The organism is Aquimixticola soesokkakensis (assembly GCF_900172375.1).
Taxonomy (GTDB): Bacteria; Pseudomonadota; Alphaproteobacteria; order Rhodobacterales; family Rhodobacteraceae; genus Aquimixticola; species Aquimixticola soesokkakensis.
The window spans coordinates 234,608-256,658 of the sequence record NZ_FWFS01000004.1; the positions used below are offsets into that span (position 1 = coordinate 234,608).

Sequence of the window (22,051 nt, forward strand, 5' to 3'; positions counted from 1 at the left end):
CTTATTCGAAGTCCTTGAGGGTCATGGCACGCTGCACTTCGCGGCGCACAAGGCGGCGAAGGTTGCGGGTGATCCGCTCGCCCATCGTGCCTTGCAACTCCTCGCGAATAATCGTTGTCACCAGATCGCGCAGCGCCTCTTCGTCGAAAACGTCATCCGCATAGCCCGCGGCATCAAGGTCTTCGTCCTCGTCGAAATCGGGCTCTTGCGCTTCAAGTTGGTCGAAATCAATGTCGAGCGCGTCATCTTCGGCCAAAGCGACGGGCTCCTCGGTCTCGACCGACTCAATTTCATCGTTTTCGATCAGCGTCGCGGCGGCAAGTGCCTGCAATTCGGCCAGATCCACGACATCCTCGGTGATTTCCGCATCGAGCCAGTCGTGGACCTCCACCAAAGTGTCGGATTCGGCCTGTGCGTCGTGATCGCGGGTCTCGACCTCAGGCGTGTCAGGTGCAACGTCAGCCCCCTCGTCAACCGCGTAACGCGCGGTGACAAATGACAAAATCTGCGCGTCGCGCTCTTCGTCCTTGCCGATGACGTGCTGGTCCTCCTGCGCGCCGCTCTCGGCGCTATCGGCCTCTTGCGCGCCGCTGTCGTCCGCATCGGCGTGAGACGTCTCGTGCGCAGCGGCCTGTGCGTGTTCTTCCGCCCGCGTGTCTTGGGCGGCCGGGGTTTCCTGGCGCTTGGGGTAGCTCAAGATCATCGCTGTGGGGGTGGTGTCGGTCTGGTCCTCGCTGCCATCGGGTTCGAACTCGTCGGCATAGGAACTGACGGCGGCTTCCAATTCCGCGATACGGGCCTCAAGCGAGAGATTGGGGTCAAGCTCCTCACCGGAGTAAAAAGCCAGATGCGGATCGCGCGCGAAGAACTCATCTCTGACCTCTGGCTGATCCACATCAGCGTCCTGCTGCGGGAGGTCGATGCGTTCGGCAGCGCCCAGAACCAGCGGCGCATAGGAGGCAATCACCGCCGCAGCTTCGCCCCCGTCGGGCGCGGGTTCGGCGGGTGCATAGGCAGTCGCATGGTCCGTTTCCGATGTCATAGCCACTCCCGCTGCTCTCAACTCATCACCAGACAGGCCCGAAACCCACGTGGCTTCGTCCCTCGCCATGCCTGACGTTCCGTCAAGAGCGTGACCCGTTTTTAACCGGTTTGCAACCGTTCGGCGCGCCATCACGGCGGCTGGTCGGGTAAACGTGTCTGCGCTGCACTGTTGGGGCGCATCGACACGGTCGCTGTCGGACAACACAAGCTGGGGAGCATTCTGCGCCTGTTCCGGTGCCTGTTGCGGTGCCTGTCCCTGCGCATCCTGCGCGTCTTCGCCGAGGGATATCGAAGGCAAAAGATCGGCCAAGCGCCACGCGCCCGCAGCCACCGGTGCCACCGGTGCCGCTTGGGCATCCGCTTCGACATCTATCACCAACCTGCGGATCGACGAAATCATGTCCCCCGCAGATTTGGTTGTTCTCGATGACCCCATATCAAATCCCGCCAGTCCAACATCCCCGAATTCCACGGTAAAGAATGCAGCAGATCGCTACAACACATGAAATCGCGAGGACGCGGTATTACTGGCCGATATTACTGGCCGATCGCTTTGAGGACGCGATCCAGCTTTTGGCCTTGGGGGCTGATTTTGGTGGTCAGGGGCGCATTGGAGACAGCATTGTAATAGCCGGTGGGATCATAGGTCGGCACGCCGAGCTTCAGGTGGGAGGCGGTCAAAAGCCCCATCGCCGCCAAAAGATCATAGGAGGCCTGATCGGAGTCGATTTGCGCCTGAATAGCGGAGACCTGCGCGTCGAGCAGCGTCTGTTCGGCATCGAGCACATCAAGCGTGGTCGATGCGCCAAGCGCGGCCTCCTCGCGGATGCCCTCATAGGCCACACGCGATGCGCGGATCAACTGCGCGTTGGCCTCGACCTGCGCGCGGTACACCGACAAAAGCGCCCATTGCGACCCCACTTCGGCTTCGACCGAGCGGCTGGTGGACAAGAGGTTCGCACGGCCGGCCTCTTCATTTGCCTTGGCCTTGCGGATCGCCGAGGACAGTTCCCCGCCGGAGTAAATCGTCCCGTCAAGGGTCAAACCGGCGCTTGCGCCTGTCGCCCCTTCCAGGTCGCTTGCCACGGTCGTCGTGGCGGACAGGGTCGGATAGCGGCTGCGCTGTGCGATTTGCACCGCAAGATCATAGGCTGCCACCTGATGCTGTACTTCTTTGATCGAGGGGTGGTTGCGCAGCGCGAAGGCCCGCGCCTCGGCATCGGATTTCACCGGCAGCGGCGCGGGGTCGGGCGCCACGAGATTCCCGGGGTAAAAGCCCACAAGTTCCTTGTAGGTTTCGCGGGCCGACGCCAGCGTCCCCTGCGCCGAGGCAAGGCTGGCGCGCGCGGCCCCAAGCGAGGCCTCGAACTGGCTCACGTCGGTGCGCGTCACCTCGCCCACATCCAAGCGATCGCGCGAGGCGCGCAAGTTCTGGGTCTGCAGGCGCACGTTGCTTTGTTGCAGGTTGATCAGCGCAAGCGCTTCACGCACGTTCATGTAGGCGGTCACCGTGTCCTGCAACACCGTCTGTTCGACACCCACAAGCGACTCGCGCGTGGCAAGCACCGTCTCTTTGGCGGCGGCGACGGACAATTCGTTCTGGCCGAAGGTATAGAGATCCATCGACGCGACAAAACTCAGCGTTTTGGTCCATGTTTCGGCGTTGGCCGTGCTGAACGGCGTGCTGGAAAGCGTGTAGCTCAGGCTCGGCATCATGTTCGAAAGCGACGATGCGACATCTTCATCCTGCACCCGCAGCAATGCGCGGTTTTGCTCCAGAACGCCGGAGTGTTTGTAGGCGGCCGCCAAAGCATCCCCAAGCGTTTCCGCGCTCAGGCTTGCCGGCATCACACCACAGACCACCGCGATGGTGGAAACCGCAATCGCGCGGCCCATGCCCGCGGCTGCTACCAATTTGCCAAACTTGATCATTCTGCTCACGTCCTCGTGTCGAATTTACCAGCGTCGGATGTCTCTGCGGCGCTATATCTTGAATTGGGTGGGGGATGTCTCCCCTCGCCTGCCTGTTTTGTCTTACCTGTCTCGCCTGACGCGTTTCGTCGTGCCCGCTTTGTGTCGAGCGCGCTTCAAATCAATGCCCAACCAAATCAATGCCCAACCGAAAGCGGTGCGGCGAAAATGCAGCAGCGCCCTATCGGGCGCCGCATCATCCTTACAGCGCGAAAGCTGTCGTCTTTTCAAAGCCCGCCAGAACCGGCGCCGCGGCGTTAAAGGACATCCGCCACGACATACCACCGTCAAGCTTGTATCCTATACGCACCGTGCCCAACGATCCGTCGACAAAAATGCAAGCGATACGCCCGCCGTCTTTAAGCTGGTCGAGAATCGCCGCGGGAACCTCCTCGACGCCGCCCTCAATCAGGATGGCATCGTAGGGACCGTGCTGCGCGGCACCGCCCGCAAGCGGCCCCTGTTCGAGGATGACATTGTCGGCGCTGGCCTGCGTCAGGGCGGCTTGCGCCTCGCCAACAAGCGCCTCATCGGCCTCGACAGCCACAACCGCCTGTGCGATGCGCGCGATCACCGCCGAGGAATAGCCAAGGCCACACCCGATATCGAGCACCAACTCATCACCGGTAATGTTCAGCGCATCCAACATCTTAGCCAAAGTGCGCGGCTCCAGAACAACCCGCCCCGGCGCGAAAGTGATATTCTCACCGACATAGGCCGCTTCGCGCTTTGAGCTCGGCACAAAATTTTCGCGCGCGATCGTAAGCATGGCTTCGATGATCGGGAATTTGGTCACATCAGAGGGACGCACTTGCGTGTCGACCATCATCGTGCGGCGTGCGGTGTAGTCGGGCATGGACTAAACTCTTTCGTTCACATTGCTTATAAACAGTCTTGCCACATCTAACGCCAAGCGGCAATACACAGGCCCTGCGCATTCGGGCTTGCGGCCATTTTTTCCTTGCGCTAAATACAGCCCACTTTCGGCGGCGAGTTGGCGGAGAGGTTACGCAGCGGATTGCAAATCCGTGTAGACCGGTTCGATTCCGGTACTCGCCTCCAATAAAACCAATGACTTGCGTCATCCTTCCTCTCCTTCACTGCTATTTTTGAAACACTCGTTGAAACTTTCACGTTTCGGTCTTGCTTCTGTAGCGGCGGGTCAGCTTCCGGACGAAAATGTACCAGCTTCCGGACGAAAATTTTTCAACTCACGTCACATCTCAGCAGGAGGATCATGCCCGATACTCCGCTTCCGTGATTTCGTAGCGCACGATCACGATGCCCGATCCACCGTTGCCGCCGTAGTTTCCATATGAACCACCGCCGCCGCCTGAACCTGAATTGGGCTGTGCAGATGTGGCGTTATCCACGCTGAAGTCCGAACCGCCGCGACCAGCGCGGCCAGACACAGGGCCATCAAACGCGCCCGAACCGCCTGAGCAGTACTCAAGAGACTGGCCATTTATTTCCGAAACCACGCCTACACCCGATGAGCCGCCTATGTGCTCTACGCCGGTGGCTGCATCCCCGCCTGCACCTCCCGCACCACCTCCGCCGCCACCACGGCGATTGGGAGAATATCCAGCCCCCCCGCTGTTCGTTCCGGGGTTTGATGCAGGTGCGCCGCCGTCATCACCGCTCCTAGATTTTTGCCCGCCGCCGGAACCCAGAGCGGGCGTGAGGACGTTACCGTTCCCGCCACCGTGTGCGGTGAGCCCTAATGCGGTTGTTGATCCTGCGTCGGTACTGCTAGTGCCTCCGCTACCGACAGTTATGGGGTATTCCGCTATGGATACAGCGATACCACCATCTAGGTACTGTCCAGCACCACCCCCGCCACTGACATCATAGGCGGCATAGCCGCCAGCGCCGCCGCCACCCGCGATCAGATATTCCGCATGAGCAATGTCTCGAGATACGTTTAGCACCCCGTCGCCCAGGAACGTGTGGACGCGCCAGAACCGACCACCCTGCTCGATGACCGTCTCGATGCCGCCCGATGCAGCGGGGTCGATAATAGCAGGCCAAACCAATTGCGCGCCTAGATAGGCCCGCTCGACCGCCGTTGATCCCAGATAAACCGCCGCCGCGTCATTGATCAGCGTCATTCTGGCACCACGATGTAGAGCGTGGCAGGGTCCGGTGTCAGAGCGTCATATTCCGCCTGCGTGAGTGACACCCATGTAGCATCCTCTCCCCGCGCACCGCGCGGCCCGCGCAACTGGTCGAGCGTCATGCCGGTCGTGGTCGTGACAACGGTACTATCCGCGCGGCGCTGTGTGATTGTCCAGCTCATGCAATCACCCGCAAATAGCGCGCGAGGGTCGGCCACCGGTAGTCATCGCCCTGCTCGCCAGCCCCGACATCGACCCGAGAAATCAGCAGCTGATGCGAGCGCGCAGGCGGCCAGTCCAGCGTCTCGCTGGCGGGGATGTAGATCGAGCACTCCCCCGCCGCGCGGTCATCGATGACCACACCGAGATCAAGCGGGGCCGCGCCGGTAGACCAGCGGATCTGCGCCTCGATCACCGTCTCCGCGCCCAGAGGCTCGGACTGCACGCTGTCCCAGGTCAAATTGAGATCAAACGTGTCACCGCGACGGATGAGGATCGGGGGGCTGTCGGACATCAGACCGTGATCCCACGCTTGGCAAGCAGCAGACCGGCAATCCACTGATAGAGTTTCTGGCATTCGCCGGCTGTCAGCGCACGGTCATAAATTCCCCCGGCGTAGTGCGCGACAGGCCCGCCATAGTTTGTGTTGTAGGTCGAACCGATGCGCAGCGATGAGCCTTTGGCCGAAGCATAGGCACTAGCGGTGCCAATTATGGATGTCCCTGCAGTCATATTGTAGAGCGCACGCACCCCCGTTGAAGCGTCATATGTGCCGATGAAGCACGCAGGAAGGTCCGTAAACGCCGTGCTCGCCAGTCCAATCGAGTTGATGGTGGCAGTGCCCCCGATGTTCTCGGTGACATTCAGCGAGGGGGTCGTCATCGCATCTGATGCGGTCCCTTTGTTGAAATAGAGCAGAGCCCCATTTGTATTGCCCGCGCCACCGACAAATGGCGACCCTGCGTTCCCGATCAACGGCGCATTGATTGCGTCGGCTGTGGGCTTGGCGACCGAAATAAAGGTGAAGCTGTCAGGCTGCGCAATTCCGGTCTCGATATAAGCGTCTTGAGACGTCAGGACGATGTGGTCACTGTTTACAACCGGAATGCCAATCAGCGCCCCATTTGGGCGCAACGCAGCAAGGTTGCGTGCACTCAGCGCGGCATCTAGGCCGAAAAAGTTGAGGTATTCGAGACCAGAGGAGACCGGCGGAAACGCCTTTGCGACCGGATCGTTGAACCGCGACACTGCGCCTGCTGATTTTAATTTGATACCCATTTTATTATGCCTCCTCGGCGATGAGCGCGCAAAACGCCGCGCAGAAATTGTTCAGGGGATATGGCTTGTCGACCAGCGCCGCGATTTCGGCAACGGCATACATTCCGCTGTCAGGCAGGTATTCGTAGCTAAATGGTGCAACCCATGGATCGCTATCCGCTAGATTGCCGCCCGTGGCATCGCCGTCTGATCCATCCGCGTATGCGACACGGACCTGCGCACCGGAGAGCGGGGGCGTACCGAGCGTGATCTTTACTGTGCAGTTACCGACAATTTCGACGCTCGAAATTGTCACCGCGCTATCATTGACATAGACCTTAAACCCACGATTGCTCAGCAATGTTGCGGCACTGCCATTGTAAAACGAGCGCCATTGAAGTGGAGGCTCCGGGGTATGAAAATCGACCAGAATTTCAGGCCCGCGCACGCGTGCTGCGCGCGGTGAGAGCGGGTGCCAATCGTGGCCATGCAGCGTCACCAGCGACATGACTTTTCCGATCTGACACGCCAGCCACCTGCTGCCATTACTGTCCAGGTGCGTGCCCTTGTCTGTTACAGGGTATGAGGGCGCGGCGAGGAAAACATTCGCGCGCTCTTGCGCCATTTCCAACTGGCGCTGCGCAACCCGCGCGCTCGCATATGTCTGCTTTGTTTGGTACGTGTAAATCGCGGGCCGGGCGCTCTGACCAGACGCCGCGAGAATTGTGGCCTCTAGTGCATCGAAGTACGCAAGTGTGCCAGACTTAAAGTCTGTGCCGTCTGTGCCGTCTTGGTCACTCTCTCCTTGCATATGAAGAATAGAGTTGACGCCATAGCTTACCCCCGCAGCAATTGCTTGGGCTTTTACTGCGGCAACAGCGTCCTCAACACGCGCATAATAATCCGGCGATGACCCATCAGACAGCTCGGAAATCGACTTCCCCCCGACACCGCAAGATGTCAGCACAATTTTCTTAGTGACCTCGCTCGCGCGCATTTGCTGACGAAGCCACTCAATTTGTAAGGTGATCAGAGCAGCGAGGTCAGGCATTTCCCCAGGCACATTATCTCCAGCAGCAAGTGCCGCGACCTCGACGTCCGTCAGTATCGCCGAAAAATCGGCAGATTGGGTGACACATCGTGCAGGGTTTAGGACATCAGTCCCAAGAGCTGCCCAACCATCGGTGAATTTGCCATCAGGACGAATGCTATCGCCAAGCATGTAGATGCCCAGCGATGTTGTCAGTGCGGTCGATGTGGTGAGCGCTGGCCATGCTTCTTGCCCGTTAGAGAGAGACTGCCCTGTCGTGATGTGGTGCGAGATGCCCCAAACAGGCCGCGCGACATTCGATTGCCGCCCACGCACTTGCATCGATGCCGCATATGCCGCGCTGTCGATAGCTGCGATTTCAGCCGCAGAGAACGTCGTAGCCGAGGCAGATGGTAGCAGCTTTGGCCCGTCCAGCGCATCGACGCTCGCGAACCCATCGTCATCAATCATCAGGACGAGGCTGTGCCGGTCATCTTGTTCGATGCCAATTGTTCCCGCGTCGATAGCGCCCAACGCAAACCGTAAGCCGCTGGGGGCGCCATAATAGGCACCGTCTGCAGCGATGTAGGCGCTCGCGAACCCATCGTCATCGACAACAGCTTGATCAACCTCGGCTGCATCGTCCTGCTCTATTGTCGCATCAAACTGCGCCTGGCTGACTTTATCGACCATCACTGCCGTGGCTGGCACCGTTGTCGTGAGAACTGCTACATCGCCCGTGTCGTGCAGGTACTCATAGTAAGCGACGGTGGCCGGATCATCTGTGCGAACTTTGAAAATGTCGCTGACGGCAGTTGCAGCAAGGCCCGCTGCCGTGTTGGCATAGATCGGGCTTTCCACGAACTCGCGCGCTTCTTGGGCGGCAAGGCGGGTGTCGTGTGCTGACGCCGTCTCTTCGAGGTCCGTGGCGCGTGTGGCCAAACTGCTCGCCTGCGCATCAACCGAAGCCAATCGCTCGCTGATCGCGCCAGAACCGGCGGCTTGGATGAACAGATCGGCAACCATCTGTTGCGCGGTCGATCCGTCCTTATTGACCAGCACCGCATCAGACAGCGGCACCGTATCGACGTTGTTCGTTGCTACACCATTGGCCATGGGCGTCTCCTAAATGATGCTGATTTCAAAGGGGCCGGCGACCGGCCCCGGCAGATCGTCTGCATTGCGCGGCTCGATCCAGATGAAGTGGGTGCCCTGTGTGAGGCAGCCAGAGGTTTCGAGGTAAGCGGTGACGTCGTCCAGCGCGCCATCAAAGGCGCTGGAGGCGGCAAACCCGAGCGTGTCATTGCCGCTCACGGCCTGAATGCGGTCGCTGTAGGTGCCGCTGGCTGTGATGGCCGTTCCGGGGCGATCCGAACCGCCGGTCAGGCGCGGTGTCAGGGTTCCGGCCGAGCTGCCGTCGACCGCAAAGCCGATGCGGTAGAACTTGCCCGCCGTCGTGTCGATTGGCTGGCTGATGGCGTCGGCCGTGCCTGCGGTATGGGGGGCAACCCCGCCCGCGATGGCCCAGCCCGCCTCCAGCGTCCAATCCCCCGCGTTGTTCATCGAACCGCCCGCAACAAGGTTCTCGCGCGTCGTGTCGCCCAGCGTGGTCGAGTAGCTCGACTGCGGCGTGACGGCGATTGCAGCGCCGACCGCGTCGGTCTCGCGGTCCAGCGTGGCCGACGTAGAGCGATAGATTTGCAGCGCCGTGGTGGCCGTGTCATCGCCGGTGGCGATCTGGATCAGCGCCCCGCCGAGCAGCGTGGTGATCGTGATCCCGGCTTCATCCAGAGCGGCAGGAATATCCGCATCCTGCGCGCCGACGACAATCGCGACGGTCGGTGTATATGGCCCTGTGATGTCCGTGGCGCTGAGGCCGCGCGCGCGGATCTCGACCGGATCGCCGGTTTCATAGCCAGCGATATCGCCACCGCCCTCAGCGGCCGCAATCGTCACCGTGGTCCACTCGGTGGCCCCTGACGCGCGATGATCGATCTCGAACTTTGATGTGGGCACCGTACCCGCTCCCGGCTCGATCAGGTAGGTGACGAGGCCCTCGGTCTCGGTGCCCGACACGCCGCTCACGACCGACACGAAACGCGGGGCCGAGGGTTGCAGCAGGTTCTCGTCGATCTCTGCCCCCACACGGCTGGACCACGCGGGGATCTCGGTCGCGGCAAGCTCAATGTCGATCTCGGGGGCAGCGGCCACCATGCTCAGGATAGAACAGGCGTCGGTCGTGGTTTCGACATTGCGCACGATGTGGTGGTAGGCCGTCTGGGTGGCACGCCCGAACTGGACGATCTCGCCAATCGCAGGCACCGGCCCCGTGCCGACAAGTGTCAGGATCGCGGTCTCGCCCGCCACCGTCTGCACGATCCTGACAGTCGAGATGCCGACGACATCGTCCGCATCCTCGAACCAACGAAACCGCAACGCATAGTCCACGCCCTCGGCCATCTCGACGTGGTCATCCAGCTCGATGATCGAGCCAAAGATTTTGCGCACACGACCCGTCATATGGTCGCGCGAAAGGGTGTAGTGGTTGGTCATCACGTCATCTCCGCGCGTGGCCACGCGAAACAGCCCGTCCTGCGTGGCCTCGAAGGTGTCAGGGCGATAGAGGGCCTCAAGCTGACGACGACGCACCTCGCGCCAGACCTCGGGCGCGTAGACCTTGCCGGACATCGGCAGCTCTTCGGTGATCTCGATATCGCCCTCGTAACCGGGCCAGCGAATTTGACGCTGCGTTTCCTTGTAGTCGTTGTCAGCGTCCAAAAACGTGACCACCGAGGCATGTGGCGGCTTGAAATACGACCGCCGCGTCTTGAACGACCACGAGTTGCGCGGGCTGATGTGATCGACGATCAGCGCGTCCTGCGAGGGCCGGTCGATCACCACGCCATACTTGCGCCCGTCATGGCGCGGCGTGGCGCGCCCCGCAGCTGCGACCTCTGTGAGGATATCGCGCAGGGTCGTGCCGGTGTCCGACAGCGCGGCATTGTAGGTCAGACCGCGTGTCGTGCAAAAGTCGTGCCAGTCCTGCAGCAGGTCCAGATCAAGCTGGGCATCGCTACGTGGTTCAGGGAGCGCCGGGGCTTGCAAAACGTGGCGGTAGAGCGAGGCAGGGTTCTCGGTCGCACGGGTGATCCATGTGCCGGATGCGCTGTCCCAATCCGGGCAAACCCGCGCAATCATGCAATTGAAATTATCCAGTGTCCCGGACAGTTGATGCGTGGCCTTGATCCGCAGGGCGACCAGAGCCAAAGGGCGCGGATAGGCCAGCGGGTATTCAGGGCGCAGGGTCTGCAGCGCGGCCCATGTCGTGCTTTGTTGGACTTTGGTGCTGGTGGTCTCATCCGTCAGCATCGTCAGGCGGACCTGCCAGCGCGCACGGCTTGGAAACTGCCACGTGTGCTGACGGTAAAATCCTTCGGCCTTCTTGGCCGATACCTTCAGTTCCTCCACCAGCTGCCATTCCGTGGCCTCGACGAGGCGCTGCTCGATCCGCACGAACACCGTGCGTTTCACCTTGTCGCCATCTCTGTTGTACTTGATCAGACCGGAGGGCCACGACAACAGCACAGAGGCACCGGAGGCATCGGGGCCGGTGGTGCGCACAATCGGTGTCTCGACGGCAGGCTCGTCGTCAATGACCTCCCCTGCATCGTCACGAGGCAGCGGGCGCGTCAGTTCGACCCCGACTTGCTCCTCAACAACCTGACGCGGATAAAGGCTGCAAGGCAGCTCACCGGCAAGGCCGTAGCGCACTTCGGTTTCGACCTCGTCATATTCTGACAGGCTGGTTTCACCGATGCGCATGTCGTCAACCGCAACTTGCCCCTCGCCCAACACATAGAACACGCGCAAAAACTGCGTATTTCCGACGATTTCGCTGTAGGGCAAGGCTGCAAGAGGCGGCGCAACACGCATCCGCCCCAAGATGACCGGCACCGCGCCATTGGGCAGTGCCTGGTTCTTCAGGCCTGTGATTGAATAGGTATTATTCGCATCATCTGCGCTGGCGGGCGGGATCAGGGCATTGATCAAAAGGTTGCCCAGCAGGGTGACGCCGGTCATCACCAACGCCGTGCCAACCGTGGTCGACACACCCAGTGCCCCTGCGACCGCCGCGCCAAACGCACCCCCCGCCGCGATAGCCGCGACCGAAACCACGATGGACAGGATTGAACCCAGCGCCCCTTTGCCCGGCACGATGCGGATCACGACCTGCACACCGGGGCGCGGACGCACCCCCCGCCAATACTGCGGCGCAACCGTGTCCATGGCTGTGGCCGTCACGAGCGCGACTTGCGTATGCGCCAGATCAGCCCCCGTGGCCCCCGGCAGGGCCATTCGCACGATCTGATCGAGCGTCATGCCATGCGGTACGTCGAGGCGCACCTGTTCCTGAGCACCGGGCCAACGCGGGGCGGCGAGCACCGGTACATGGGTCAAATCCCGGCTCATCGCGCGGCCTCGCAGATGATTTGTACGGGGCGTTGAACATCCGTTTCAAAGACCCGTGAACGGTGCCTGTAATGCCCGTCAAAACGGTGTTGCCATTTACCTGAGTGGTACTCCTCGAGCTTGGCCTGATCCTCGGCCGCGATGTGGATCATCAGCCCATGGCGCACCACGATCCCCACATGCGACGAGAACCGCCCCTGCCGGAATACGGCGATGTCAAAGGCCACGGCGGGGCCAGTGACCGGCACCCAGAGCGGCGAGGACGTGGCCCCTGCGATCATGGCCGCGCATTCGCCTTGCTCGTCTGGCGAGCTGTAGCCGAGGTATTCCGGCAGGCTGATGCCCAGCTCCTCTTGGTAGATGACGCAGGCCAGCCCCCAGCAATCTGCGCCCTCGCGCGTGCGGCCAAGGTCGGCCTGCGGAATGCCAATGAATTTGTTCGACCAGCTCATGCGATCCATCCTCATTGATGCAGCCCCGGAAACTTCGCCCGCGTCATGCGACCGGGCGGGTAATACTCCAGCTCGATCTCCTCGCGTGACAGCGTGAGGCTGATCTCGGTGTCGGCGATCTCGGCCACGCTCAGCTGGAGGTCCAGCACCTCCTCCTCAATCAGGTCGGGCGACGAGGCCAGAACGCCCGCAATGTGGATCGTTGCCAGATCGGTGAACGAGCGCAGCACCTCGGCGTAGGCCGCGTCCAGAACGTCCAGCACGATGCGCGCCTCGCCCGGATCGTCCTGGCTATCCGACGGCAGCACGGCAGAGGCGAGCACGAACAGATATGGATCAGTGGCCGGATTTGCGCCGCGCCAGCTCGAGCGCGTGCCATAGATCAACGGATCGCTCGATATCCGCTCGGCGTTGTCGGTCGAGAGCCGGATCGGCGCGTCAAGATCGGGATGGTTGATCTCGAACAGGATCACCTCGATCTCGCTCGTGGCGACAGCGTCTTGCGCCATGCGGGCGTTCAAAGAAAGGCGTCTCATGGCATCACCACCACTGAAAATGTTTTGCGAAACTCGACTTGGCCTTCAACGGTCTCGACCGGCACCTGCTCGCCGAAACTGCACAGCCATTGTGCCGCAAGCAGGATAGGTGCGCCCTCGGCCGTCAGCAGCGGGCGGCCATCCGTCGCCAGCAGCGGCCAGCCGTCGGTTGTCGGATCGGGCATCCAGAACAGATGGGTGCCCTCGGCGCAGTCCTCGTGGAAAAAACGGTCAAAAATGGCTTTGCCGTTGCGGGTGAGGACCAGTGACAGGTTCACTGTTTTGGACACCGAGGAAAACCGGCGCCGGAACGAGGGCGGCCCCGCATCGGCTTGCCGCTTGGCGCGCGCATCCTGCGGCGTGACCTGCCATGTCTTGCGCTCAGGCTTGGGGAGTGTGGGGGGCCATGTCAGGATCATCCGCGACCCGTCCCGCGCTGGCGCAGGCCATAGGTCGAGCGCATCTGCCGCTTGGCAGCACCGCCCGACAGGCCTGTGGCCGTCGCTTCAGCGAGGATGTAGCTTTGCTGGCGCTGTCCGCGCGCGTCCGTGGTTTCCTCAACCTCCATCGCCATCGGGACGGAGGTGTTGTTCACAAGCACCGGCTGCAGCTGGACCACATTCTGAGGTGCCGAATTTGCAGCCCCCGCTGTCAGGAATGGATAGGCGCTGGCCGCGCTGACATAGCCGCCCTTGGCATAGCCCTTCATCGTGCCGCGCCGGATGGCTTCGAGGTTCCCAACGCCAATGCGCGCGGTCGATGCGGCGTCGAACACATATTCTTTCTGGTGGACCACACCGGCGACTTTCTTGGGATCGGAGCCACCGGTTGCACCGCCGATCTCAAAGCCCGGAACGCCGATCCCGCCCAGCACCGAGCCAAGGAAACTGCCAAACAGCCCGCCACCGGCACCGCCACCCTGACCGATCCCCGCCAAAGCCTGCCCGAACACATCAAAGCCACCGCCAAGCGTGCCGAGGTTCTGCGTGGCGTCCTTGATGGTGTCGCTGAACCCCTGAAGCTCCGAGCCGGGCAGCGAAATACCAAAGGCTCCCGGACGCATTCCCTCGAGCCATTCAGGCGTACCGTGCTGGTGCGTCGCGTCGCCTGCACCAAGAGACGGCCCCTGTAACTGACTGATCCAAGACATATTGGAAGCATCAGAAAATTTTGGATTTGCATAGCTCAGATGATCGCCGACACTGGATGACATTCCTCCAGCGCGCTGGATCAGCCAGTTGTCGACAACCGCGTCGATTTTGGCAGAGACCTGCGACATGGGAATGTCATCGACCGAAGAACGCCCGTTTGCCCAAGCGACTGGGCCATTGATGTCAGAAAACTGGGAACGCGCGTTCACAACGCCCGCGACAGTGTCGCCCCATTTCCCCGACGCCATCCGGTTCATGATCGTGTCAATGATGCCTTCAGCTTGCCCGTCACCGGCACTCGGCACCCACTCGGTTGCGACTGTCTTCTTGAGATTGACAATGTCCGCCGCCGAGAGGGACAGAACACCATCGCGCATGCCACCCGTGGTCAAAGGGGCAGCAGCCCCCAGACCACCCAAGCCGCCCAGCGTGCCCATGGTGCTGATCGTCACGCTGCTAGCCGTGACCCGCATCGTCGCAATGGATTGCGCGGCACTGCGCGCGGCATGAGCGGGATCGACGACTTCGCCCTTGCCCATCAGCCGGCCCCAGATACCACCAAGCCCGCCCACGTCACCGATGGTACCGCCGTTGGTTCCCAAAATCGCGTTCTTGAGCGGGTTCTTGATGGCAATGTCGGTGAGCATGCCTCTGATTTCGTCAGCGAAGCCCTCGAGCGCGCCGGAAAAATCCCCCTCAAGCAACTTGTCAATCGAACCGTCAATCGCGGCTTCAGCAGCCGAGCCGACCCGATCCCATGCATCCGCCATGCGATCGATCTCAGTGCGCAGGTCAGCCATTTTTGCGGCTTCGTCGCGGATCTGATCGGCTTGCTTTCCTGACAGGCCCAATTCGCGGATCTTCTTCTCGGCCTCAAAGAGCGCGAGCGTCCTGCTCCGGATCGCCTCCGACTGCCCCAAGAGCATCTGCTCAAGGCGCAGGTCCGCCAAGCTCTCTTGCTGGGCCTTCGAATACTCTCTGAGCTTTGAGGCGCGATCGGCCGTCCTGTCCGCTGCCGCCTGATCCGCATAGGCTTGGCGCAGCTGATCCGTGATTTCGCTCAAGCGGACCTTCTCGTCGCCTTCTGCCGCCGCAGCAGCAGCGACCAAGGGACGCAAGGTCAATTCTTCTTGCAGCAGGCGGTTGACGTCCTCTGCCTTGATGATCCCGGCCGCGACCTGTTCGGTGAGCCGCATGCGGATATCCGTCTCGGCGCGCAGGTCAGAAATCTGCGTCTGTCCGGTGGCGAGCGTTTGCTCGATGACCTTCTGGCGCGCACGGCGCGTGGCCATGTCGATTTCCGTCTGCGAGACCTCTTGGTCAGCCATTTCCAAAAGCGTGCGGCGCGCTTCCATTTCCGCGCGTAGCACAGGATTGCGCTCGGCTGCGATCTGCGCATCCAGACGGTCCAGCTCATTGAGCCGCTGCTGGCTATTGATCAGCGCATCCAGAACGCGCTGTTTGGCCTCGAGCGCTTGTTGGATTTCGCTCTGCTGGACACTGTCTTGTCCTGGCGCAGCGATACCGGCCTCAAGGGCTGCGATCTGGTTTTTAAGCTCCTCTTCGCGGCGCATCCGGCTTGTGGCCCCGGACCCGCCCGCGATCTCAAGTGCGTTCTGGCCCTTGATTTCAGCTTCACGGCGATCTGCTTTCTTCGTCGAAAGAAGGCTTTCCAAAGCGATAATGGCTTCGAGTGCGTCAATCTCAGCTTGGGCAGATGCACGTTCACCTTCGACAGCTGTACTATTTCCACCACGAGACTTGCGGCCCGACAACGCCAGTCTCTGACGAGCGATTGCGAGGAGCTCTTCTTCGGTGGGAGGCGCAACCAGATTGTCGATGCCCTCGCCAATCCCATCCCATAGACCCGACGCAGTATTTTTGATCCGTTGCATTGCGCGATCAAGCGCATGCATGCCACTTTCGGCATCGGCGAGCTTGTCCGGCAGGGCGTCCAGCAGGACCGCTTGCGCATCGCTTTCACGGTTTTGCGCCACCAGCGTCTGGGCATAGCGCATGGTTGCCGCATCGATCAGGCCGTATTTTTGATAAAGCGTCTCGGCAGCTTTGGCAGGCTCGGCGAACATTTCGGCCAGTTGCGCACCGGCCGCGTTCTGCTCAAGGCCCAGCGTGGCAGCAAAGTCCTTCGACAGGCCGATCAGATCGTCATAGTGCTCGGCACCGATCCGGCCTGTGCGCAAGAACTGCACTTCCATCGAGCGCGCCGATTTAATCGAAATCCCCGCAGCCGTGGCCCCTGCGCGCGCCACAGCCTCAAGCTGGCTGGAGGAGGATGCCAACCCACGTCCAAGGCCTGCATGCGCAACCTCGACCGCTTTCGTGGATTTGAGATACCCGCTCCAAGACGACGCGACGGTCACGACCGCAGCGCCCAAAAGCCCCAGACCGACCCGCACCGGCGACAGAAACTGGCGCATGTAGCGCAAGGCATTGCCCATACCCCCGAAGACATCGACGACTTGGGGGCCTTGCTGCATGAGCACTTGCAATGGCGGCATTCCAAGCGCCAACGATTGGAAGGTATCGGTCACTTGATAGGATAGAACCCGAGACTCATGCGCCTGCAGCTTCATGGTCCGCGTGTTGCCTTGCAGGGCCGTATCTGAGCGTTTGATTGCCTCGACCGAGCGATCGTAGCTTGCCCGCACACGCGCTTGCGCAGCGGCAAACTCCTCTGCTGTCAGCGCACCGGACCGCTCGTGCTTTGCGATCTCTTCAAGTTCTTTTTGGTAGGTGCGCTGCACCGCGAAGATCGGCACATATTTGGCGCGAATGTCGTCAAGGTCGGTCTGTGAGGTTTTGGGCGCGGGGACACTGGAAGGCACAGGCTGCGCTGGCATGCCCTGACCGGCGGGCCCTACGCCGGTGCCGGGGCGCGCGGCACTCTCGCGCGCGGCCTTTTCCGCCGCCGCCTGCTCACGCGCCGCTTGCGCCGCTTGCTTTTTGGCGTCCGTGTTCTTCTTGGTGGCAGTGGTTTCGCGACCGGCCGCTTTGGTCGCTTTCTCGGCCTCGGCCGACACGCCCGCAACGGCCGTCTGGACCTCGGTTGCAGCAGCTTTCGCCTGCGCGCTATTGCCGCGAAACACCAGCTCGAGAAGGAATTGCTTGGCGCTCATCGTGCGACCTCCGCAAACACGTCGAGCGCGGCGCGTTCCATTGCCTGAATGTCGGCAAAGACAGCATTGTCGAGATCATGCCGACGCAGCACCACGTCCACCGCCTGATAATCAAGACCAAGCCAGATCACGCCCGCAAAAGTCGCAACGGCCGCCCACTGCGTTTGGCAATCGAGAAAGGCACAGACCGATTTCCAATTGGCGGGCATGACTTCAAATTCCTCTGACACAGTAGAAGGGGGCATATCGCCGGGCGCGATCTGCGCGCCCATGGCGGTGAACTGCTCGATCAGCGCCTCATCGATGCTGACCGGCTGACGGTCATCGACCCGTCCGAGGCGCGTTAGCGCCCACAGCCGAGCCGCTGCGGTCAGTTTCCCAAGAGGGCTTCCTCGCCAGACATGCTTTCGCGGATGGCCTCATAGACACCGATCCGAAACAGCGAGTTCCCCATTTCAGCGGCAAGGCGCTCTTTGGTGAACGCGACATCATCGCCCAAGACATCCTTCACACCACGCCAGCCACAAATCCGGCCCACGAGATTGGCGCGTTCTGCCGCGATCTGCGCGCGTTGACCGACCGCATTGCGAACGCGCTCTTCTTCTTCGATCAGCTGGTCCTGATGACGGAATTCGAACTCCGCCTCAAAGGTACGCTTCACGAACTTGCCAGGTGTCGTCGGATCAGGACAACGAACGGTCACAGGCCACCAGTAGGTCGACGTTTGTGCGAGGATGTAGTTGGTCATGGGATATCCTTGGGTTTTCAGGCGGGTTGAGCTGAGGCGTAGCGGTGATCCCGCGCGCCTAGCGCACGGTGATTTTCATCTCGTCGGTGCCAGCGACGGGGCAAAGCGACAGGCCCAGCGAGTAGTTGACGATGCCGTCGGTCTCGCCTTGGGTCGGACGCCCGATTTCAACGGCAGGTGCGCTGATCTCGACGATATTGCCTGCGTCTTTGCCGTGGATCAGGCTCAATGCCCCGCGCTCGCGGCTGCGCGCCTTTGCAAACCAGTCGATGTCGGCCAGATGCCGCGCCTCGACCACAGTGGTGCCCGTAGAGCTGCGTTCCGTGACCTTGATGCGCTCATCGCCGATGAGAAAACGCGGCGTCAGTGTATTGCCCAGATCGACCGACAGGCTTTCTGACACAGCCGCCCAGCCGTGCAGCGCCATGACCGTCGCGGCCTTCGACACCACAAGCGGCGTGATCCAGTCGGCCATGGAAATAGCGGGCAGAGCCGCATCGGTGATGTCGCCCAGCATGCCGATCAGCGTGAAGCGGAATTTCGGGATTTGTTTGGGCGTAAAGGTCAGCTGCACATTCGCCTGCGCGCCAAGAAAGACGTGCTGGACGCCATCGCTGTTGAAATAAAGCGTGCCGCTTTCGATCGCATCCTCGACGATCTCGTATTCGACCATCGTGTCAGCGGTCACGGTTTCAGCAAGACCACAGACGCGCAGCAGCGAACCGAAGTTCGGAACATCACCGGCAGCACCCGCGCCCGCGATTTCCACCTCGAACTCGATACGGCCGTATTCCGCGGCCAACACGACGCCTTGATTGCCCATATAGGGGAGCAACAAGTCGCGGCTGACCTCTTCGGCCTCGAGCGGTGTAAACGTGATATTGGTGCCGATGATGGCATCAGCGGCCGTCGGTGCGGCATCGGTAAGATAGGTCGCCTCGATCGCGTGAAGCATGGCAAGCTTGCGCCAGGTACGTGTAGCCATGATCAGGCCTCCTTCGTGGTGTCAGGTTCGGTGCTGGACTGATCAGCTGCCGCCTTGGTTGTTTCTTTGCCCCCCGCCATGGCCACCGCCACCTCCGCAGAGACTTTGACAATGACGCCGTTTTTGGGGCTGCGGGTGTAGCGCCCGCCGCTTGTCGGTTTTGTGCTCTTCACGAGAATTCTCCTGTCAGGAAACGGGCCGTTGCCCAGGTCTGGACGTAAATGCTGACACCTGTGTCGATGGGGCTGCTTTCGCCGCCGATCAGCTCGCAAGGTTCGACGCAGCTCGGCGGTTCCCAGCCTGCAAGCGCGGCCTCGACGTCGGCTTTCAAAGCATCGAACTTCAGGGCACGCTCAGCGCCCATGAATTGGTCGTATTCGCGCACCACAATGCCGGTCAGAAACTGCATCTCGATGCGCTGGCGAAACCCGCCTGCCATTAACGGCTGCTCGCCAGCTTGCTCACGCCACGGCATGACAATTGCGGTTGCGCTCTCAACCTGTCCGGCCAGAGAGCGCAGGGCGTCGATGTCTTCGGCGATCTCGACACCGGACCAACGGTCCCCCGACATTTGGCCGATCAGGCGCGCGTGGATTTCAGCAAGCATCACCACCCTCGCAGCTTTTGAGGGGTGAACACCTGGGCGGGATGCACGGCCATCACAGTGCCATTGACGGCGTCCGGCACGGTGTCGCCCAAATTGACAGGCAACGCGATCAGGCCCCGCGCCACGTCCTTGAGGGCCGCGATAGCTTCTTTGTAATCATCCCTGACGTTGTCAGGCGCACCATTGCGGTGCAGCACATAGCGCGCGATCGACACGGCCCATGTCGTGACCAGATCGGGGACGGACGTCAGCGGCAGCGCATATTTTGCGCCGACATAGCCGTTGATCATGTTGTCGGCGTCCGACAGAGCCGCTGCGATGACATCGGCGTCTGCAACGCCATCACGGTCGCGATCGGCAATGTTGCGAAGCTCGTTATCACCCGCGCGTTCAATGAGATCAGCAAGAGTGGCGTAGGCCATGCATCAGCCCTCCGCATCCTCGGGCAGAGCACCGCGCTCTGGCTGAAACACCGAGCGGTTCACGGCCATGAAGCCTTGTTCGATCTGCGTGCGCCCGATCGAATACCAGCGCATATCAAGGCTGCGCTCAGCCTTCAGCGCATCCAAAAACCGAAGAACCCGCTCTTCGATTTCTTTGGATCTATTGACGAGGTCGACCGCCTCAGTGCTCTGAGGGCGATATCCGGAAACGGGCAGACCGTTGTGCTGGCTCATGGTTCGCGCTTTCAATCGGGTGGGGAAAATGCCGGGGCCGAGTGGCCCGCCCCCGGCGAGGCGAAATGCGACCTGGGCGTCAGCCCTTGGGCTTCGACTTGGACGCTACTTTCGCGGGTGTTTTTGCCGTCTCTTCGGGGGCCTCTTGCGGGACACTTCCCTGGGGCGCAGCCTCAAGCTGCGCTTGCAGTTCGAGAACGCGGTCCTGCATCACCGTAAGCTGCGCTTGTGCCTCAGCTGTGTGCGCCTCTGCCGTGTCCGCACGGGCGTTCGCTTCGTTGGCGGATGCGGTAAGCTCGGTGACCGCCTCCTCGACCGCAGCCTCCACGATGGTCTGCGCGATCTGCTTGGCCTTTACGGCCACCGCCTGCTCAAAGACCGAGGTGGTCTCATCAGGCAGCAGCGCGACGACCTCGCCGCCCGAGACCAGTGCACCGGCAGCAAGAAGCTGGTCGCGGACGGTCAGGGAGACCGTCAGCACCTTGCCCTGCGGCTCGTTTTTGCCGCCCACTTTGGCGGGTGTGGCGAGGGTTACTGTGACGTCATCCATGACCGACCCCTCCCCTATGCCGCCGCGCCGCCAGCACCCTTGAACAAGAAGCCGCCTTCGGCCCCCGTCAGGATGACGCGGCGTTCGGATTTGGTGGGGTAGATCCAGCTGTCGTTCGAGCGCTCGGCATAGGGCGCTTCGACCTGCGGATAGCCGCGCAGCTCGTAAGTGTAGCCATAGGACGGCACCTGATAGTTGTCGCCGACCTCGGGCACATAGGCGAGGACAGCATCCTCGCCCCAGACATCTTGCGCCTGTGCCGCATCATCCGCATTTTCCGGCAACCAGACTGCCTTGCCGACAAGCACGCGCTTCACATCGAAATAGGTCGCCAGCATGTCGGTCGTGATGCTGTCTTTCGAGGTGTATTTGAATTGCTCTTTGACCTTCGGATGCTTCTTGAGCGCATTGAAGGCCGAGGGGCTGAGCGTCAGCGTATTTGCATAGCGTCCGATGGAACGGCGGATGGCTTCATTCCCAGCTGCAACATCGGCGGCGGGGTCGGAAGTCTCCGATGCCCAGCGGTCAGCACCGACCATGGTCAGCTTGTGGTTCGCATCGTAGTTTGCCGCATTGAGCGCCAGTTGCGACGCCTCGTATTCATGGCCCAGATCGATGATGTCGAGCACCATATTGACCGCACCGGACCCCAGATCGATCCCCGGAACCGACATTGCCTCTTCTTGATGCTCGAACGGCACCACGCCTTCGAGCGCATCTTGCAGGAGCGACACCGGATCGGAGGCATAGCCGTATTGCACGCGTTTCTTGTCAGCGCCTGGCGCGCGGCGGGTGTTGAGCAAGCGAAAGCTCTCTTTGCCGAACTTGATGACGCGCATCGAGCGGTTGGGGATTGTCACACGCGGGAACAGCAGGTGCGAGATGAACTCAGCATTGCGATAGCCACGGGCATGGGTGGACAGGATCGGGTCGATCACAGCCGCAGTGCGTTGGTTGATAGCGTTCATGGAGGGGCTCCTCAGCGGATCAGAATTTGGACAGCGTCACCGTCAGCCGCAGCCGTCAGTGCTGTGGCGAAGATGTTCTCGGGGGTTTCACCCGCGACCGAGACGCCGCCGCCCACTGCCGTGACGAGCTTGTCACCCACGGCAATCACGCCCGAGGCGGTCACGGTTTCGACCCCAATCGCGGTCAGGGCGATATCAAGGCCGACCTCGGTGGCAGGGTTCTGTGCCACACCTTTGACGGGCGCGTCGGCAGTCGTGATCGGCGTGTCGTCAAAGCCGACCAGGTCACCAGCGGCGCAGACAGCGGCCATGGTGGCGGTCAGGGACAGGATGGAATGGTAGGTGCGCATT

General features: G+C 61.4%; 23 protein-coding genes and 1 tRNA gene. 1 reads left to right on the top strand and 23 read right to left on the bottom strand.

Annotation, left to right across the window (positions count from 1 at the left end; all coding sequences use genetic code 11):
- Position 1 precedes the first annotated feature (1 nt).
- From AQS8620_RS06930 to AQS8620_RS06940, 3 genes are all read right to left on the bottom strand, one after another.
- The gene (locus AQS8620_RS06930) at positions 2–1,480 is read right to left on the bottom strand and encodes a hypothetical protein (protein ID WP_143267454.1); all 1,479 of its coding nucleotides are present in this window, start codon (positions 1,478–1,480) and stop codon (positions 2–4) included.
- Between the two features lie 101 nt (positions 1,481–1,581).
- Positions 1,582–2,976, bottom strand: coding sequence for a TolC family protein (locus AQS8620_RS06935; protein WP_234990400.1), 1,395 nt, complete (start codon positions 2,974–2,976; stop codon positions 1,582–1,584).
- A gap of 241 nt (positions 2,977–3,217) precedes the next feature.
- Positions 3,218–3,871, bottom strand: coding sequence for a protein-L-isoaspartate O-methyltransferase family protein (locus AQS8620_RS06940; protein ID WP_085836112.1), 654 nt, complete (start codon positions 3,869–3,871; stop codon positions 3,218–3,220).
- Between the two features lie 132 nt (positions 3,872–4,003).
- Between AQS8620_RS06940 and AQS8620_RS06945 the strand changes: the two genes are divergently transcribed.
- A tRNA-Cys gene (locus tag AQS8620_RS06945) sits at positions 4,004–4,077 on the top strand.
- Between the two features lie 173 nt (positions 4,078–4,250).
- Here the strand turns inward: AQS8620_RS06945 and AQS8620_RS16850 are convergent.
- From AQS8620_RS16850 to AQS8620_RS07035, 20 genes are all read right to left on the bottom strand, one after another.
- Positions 4,251–5,126, bottom strand: coding sequence for a glycine-rich domain-containing protein (locus tag AQS8620_RS16850; RefSeq protein ID WP_143267455.1), 876 nt, complete (start codon positions 5,124–5,126; stop codon positions 4,251–4,253).
- Positions 5,123–5,314, bottom strand: coding sequence for a phage upper tail fiber protein (locus AQS8620_RS06950; protein WP_085836113.1), 192 nt, complete (start codon positions 5,312–5,314; stop codon positions 5,123–5,125). Before AQS8620_RS06950 ends, AQS8620_RS16850 begins: the two co-directional genes overlap by 4 nt.
- Positions 5,311–5,646 (bottom strand): hypothetical protein, encoded by a 336-nt coding sequence (locus AQS8620_RS06955; protein WP_085836114.1) that lies wholly within the window; start codon positions 5,644–5,646, stop codon positions 5,311–5,313. The genes AQS8620_RS06950 and AQS8620_RS06955 overlap by 4 nt, the downstream gene beginning before the upstream one ends.
- Entirely contained in the window at positions 5,646–6,410 is a 765-nt protein-coding gene (locus AQS8620_RS06960; RefSeq protein ID WP_085836115.1) for a hypothetical protein, read from the bottom strand. Before AQS8620_RS06960 ends, AQS8620_RS06955 begins: the two co-directional genes overlap by 1 nt.
- Before the next feature lie 4 nt (positions 6,411–6,414).
- The gene (locus tag AQS8620_RS06965; protein ID WP_085836116.1) at positions 6,415–8,535 is read right to left on the bottom strand and encodes a sialate O-acetylesterase; all 2,121 of its coding nucleotides are present in this window, start codon (positions 8,533–8,535) and stop codon (positions 6,415–6,417) included.
- 9 nt (positions 8,536–8,544) lie between these two features.
- Positions 8,545–11,889: a TipJ family phage tail tip protein gene (gene gpJ / locus AQS8620_RS06970; RefSeq protein ID WP_085836117.1), complete on the bottom strand. Its 3,345-nt coding sequence runs from the start codon at positions 11,887–11,889 to the stop codon at positions 8,545–8,547.
- Positions 11,886–12,341 carry an NlpC/P60 family protein gene (locus tag AQS8620_RS06975; protein ID WP_085836189.1) on the bottom strand — a complete coding sequence of 152 codons (456 nt, stop codon included), beginning with the start codon at positions 12,339–12,341 and terminating at the stop codon, positions 11,886–11,888. Before AQS8620_RS06975 ends, gpJ begins: the two co-directional genes overlap by 4 nt.
- Positions 12,342–12,352: 11 nt before the next feature.
- On the bottom strand, positions 12,353–12,877 hold the full coding sequence (locus tag AQS8620_RS06980) for a hypothetical protein (RefSeq protein WP_085836118.1): 525 nt from the start codon (positions 12,875–12,877) through the stop codon (positions 12,353–12,355).
- Positions 12,874–13,296, bottom strand: a complete 423-nt coding sequence (locus tag AQS8620_RS06985; RefSeq protein WP_085836119.1) for a hypothetical protein — start codon at positions 13,294–13,296, stop codon at positions 12,874–12,876. The genes AQS8620_RS06980 and AQS8620_RS06985 overlap by 4 nt, the downstream gene beginning before the upstream one ends.
- Positions 13,293–17,165, bottom strand: a complete 3,873-nt coding sequence (locus AQS8620_RS06990) for a phage tail length tape measure family protein (protein WP_085836120.1) — start codon at positions 17,163–17,165, stop codon at positions 13,293–13,295. The genes AQS8620_RS06985 and AQS8620_RS06990 overlap by 4 nt, the downstream gene beginning before the upstream one ends.
- Positions 17,162–17,437 carry a DUF1799 domain-containing protein gene (locus tag AQS8620_RS06995; protein ID WP_234990401.1) on the bottom strand — a complete coding sequence of 92 codons (276 nt, stop codon included), beginning with the start codon at positions 17,435–17,437 and terminating at the stop codon, positions 17,162–17,164. Before AQS8620_RS06995 ends, AQS8620_RS06990 begins: the two co-directional genes overlap by 4 nt.
- Before the next feature lie 98 nt (positions 17,438–17,535).
- Positions 17,536–17,913, bottom strand: coding sequence for a hypothetical protein (locus AQS8620_RS07000; RefSeq protein WP_143267456.1), 378 nt, complete (start codon positions 17,911–17,913; stop codon positions 17,536–17,538).
- Between the two features lie 58 nt (positions 17,914–17,971).
- Complete coding sequence (locus AQS8620_RS07005) at positions 17,972–18,898, bottom strand: phage tail tube protein (protein ID WP_085836122.1); 927 nt, start codon at positions 18,896–18,898, stop codon at positions 17,972–17,974.
- A 2-nt stretch (positions 18,899–18,900) separates the two neighbouring features.
- On the bottom strand, positions 18,901–19,071 hold the full coding sequence (locus AQS8620_RS17035) for a hypothetical protein (RefSeq protein WP_159453211.1): 171 nt from the start codon (positions 19,069–19,071) through the stop codon (positions 18,901–18,903).
- Positions 19,068–19,505 carry a phage tail terminator protein gene (locus tag AQS8620_RS07010; RefSeq protein WP_085836123.1) on the bottom strand — a complete coding sequence of 146 codons (438 nt, stop codon included), beginning with the start codon at positions 19,503–19,505 and terminating at the stop codon, positions 19,068–19,070. The genes AQS8620_RS17035 and AQS8620_RS07010 overlap by 4 nt, the downstream gene beginning before the upstream one ends.
- The gene (locus AQS8620_RS07015) at positions 19,505–19,927 is read right to left on the bottom strand and encodes a gp436 family protein (protein ID WP_085836124.1); all 423 of its coding nucleotides are present in this window, start codon (positions 19,925–19,927) and stop codon (positions 19,505–19,507) included. The genes AQS8620_RS07010 and AQS8620_RS07015 overlap by 1 nt, the downstream gene beginning before the upstream one ends.
- A gap of 3 nt (positions 19,928–19,930) precedes the next feature.
- Entirely contained in the window at positions 19,931–20,182 is a 252-nt protein-coding gene (locus AQS8620_RS07020; RefSeq protein WP_085836125.1) for an Acb2/Tad1 domain-containing protein, read from the bottom strand.
- A gap of 79 nt (positions 20,183–20,261) precedes the next feature.
- Entirely contained in the window at positions 20,262–20,732 is a 471-nt protein-coding gene (locus tag AQS8620_RS07025) for a hypothetical protein (protein WP_085836126.1), read from the bottom strand.
- A 14-nt stretch (positions 20,733–20,746) separates the two neighbouring features.
- A complete protein-coding gene (locus tag AQS8620_RS07030; RefSeq protein ID WP_085836127.1) occupies positions 20,747–21,700 on the bottom strand; it encodes a major capsid protein in 954 nt (317 codons plus the stop codon).
- An 11-nt stretch (positions 21,701–21,711) separates the two neighbouring features.
- Positions 21,712–22,050: a capsid cement protein gene (locus tag AQS8620_RS07035; RefSeq protein ID WP_085836128.1), complete on the bottom strand. Its 339-nt coding sequence runs from the start codon at positions 22,048–22,050 to the stop codon at positions 21,712–21,714.
- Between the last annotated feature and the right edge of the window lies 1 nt (position 22,051).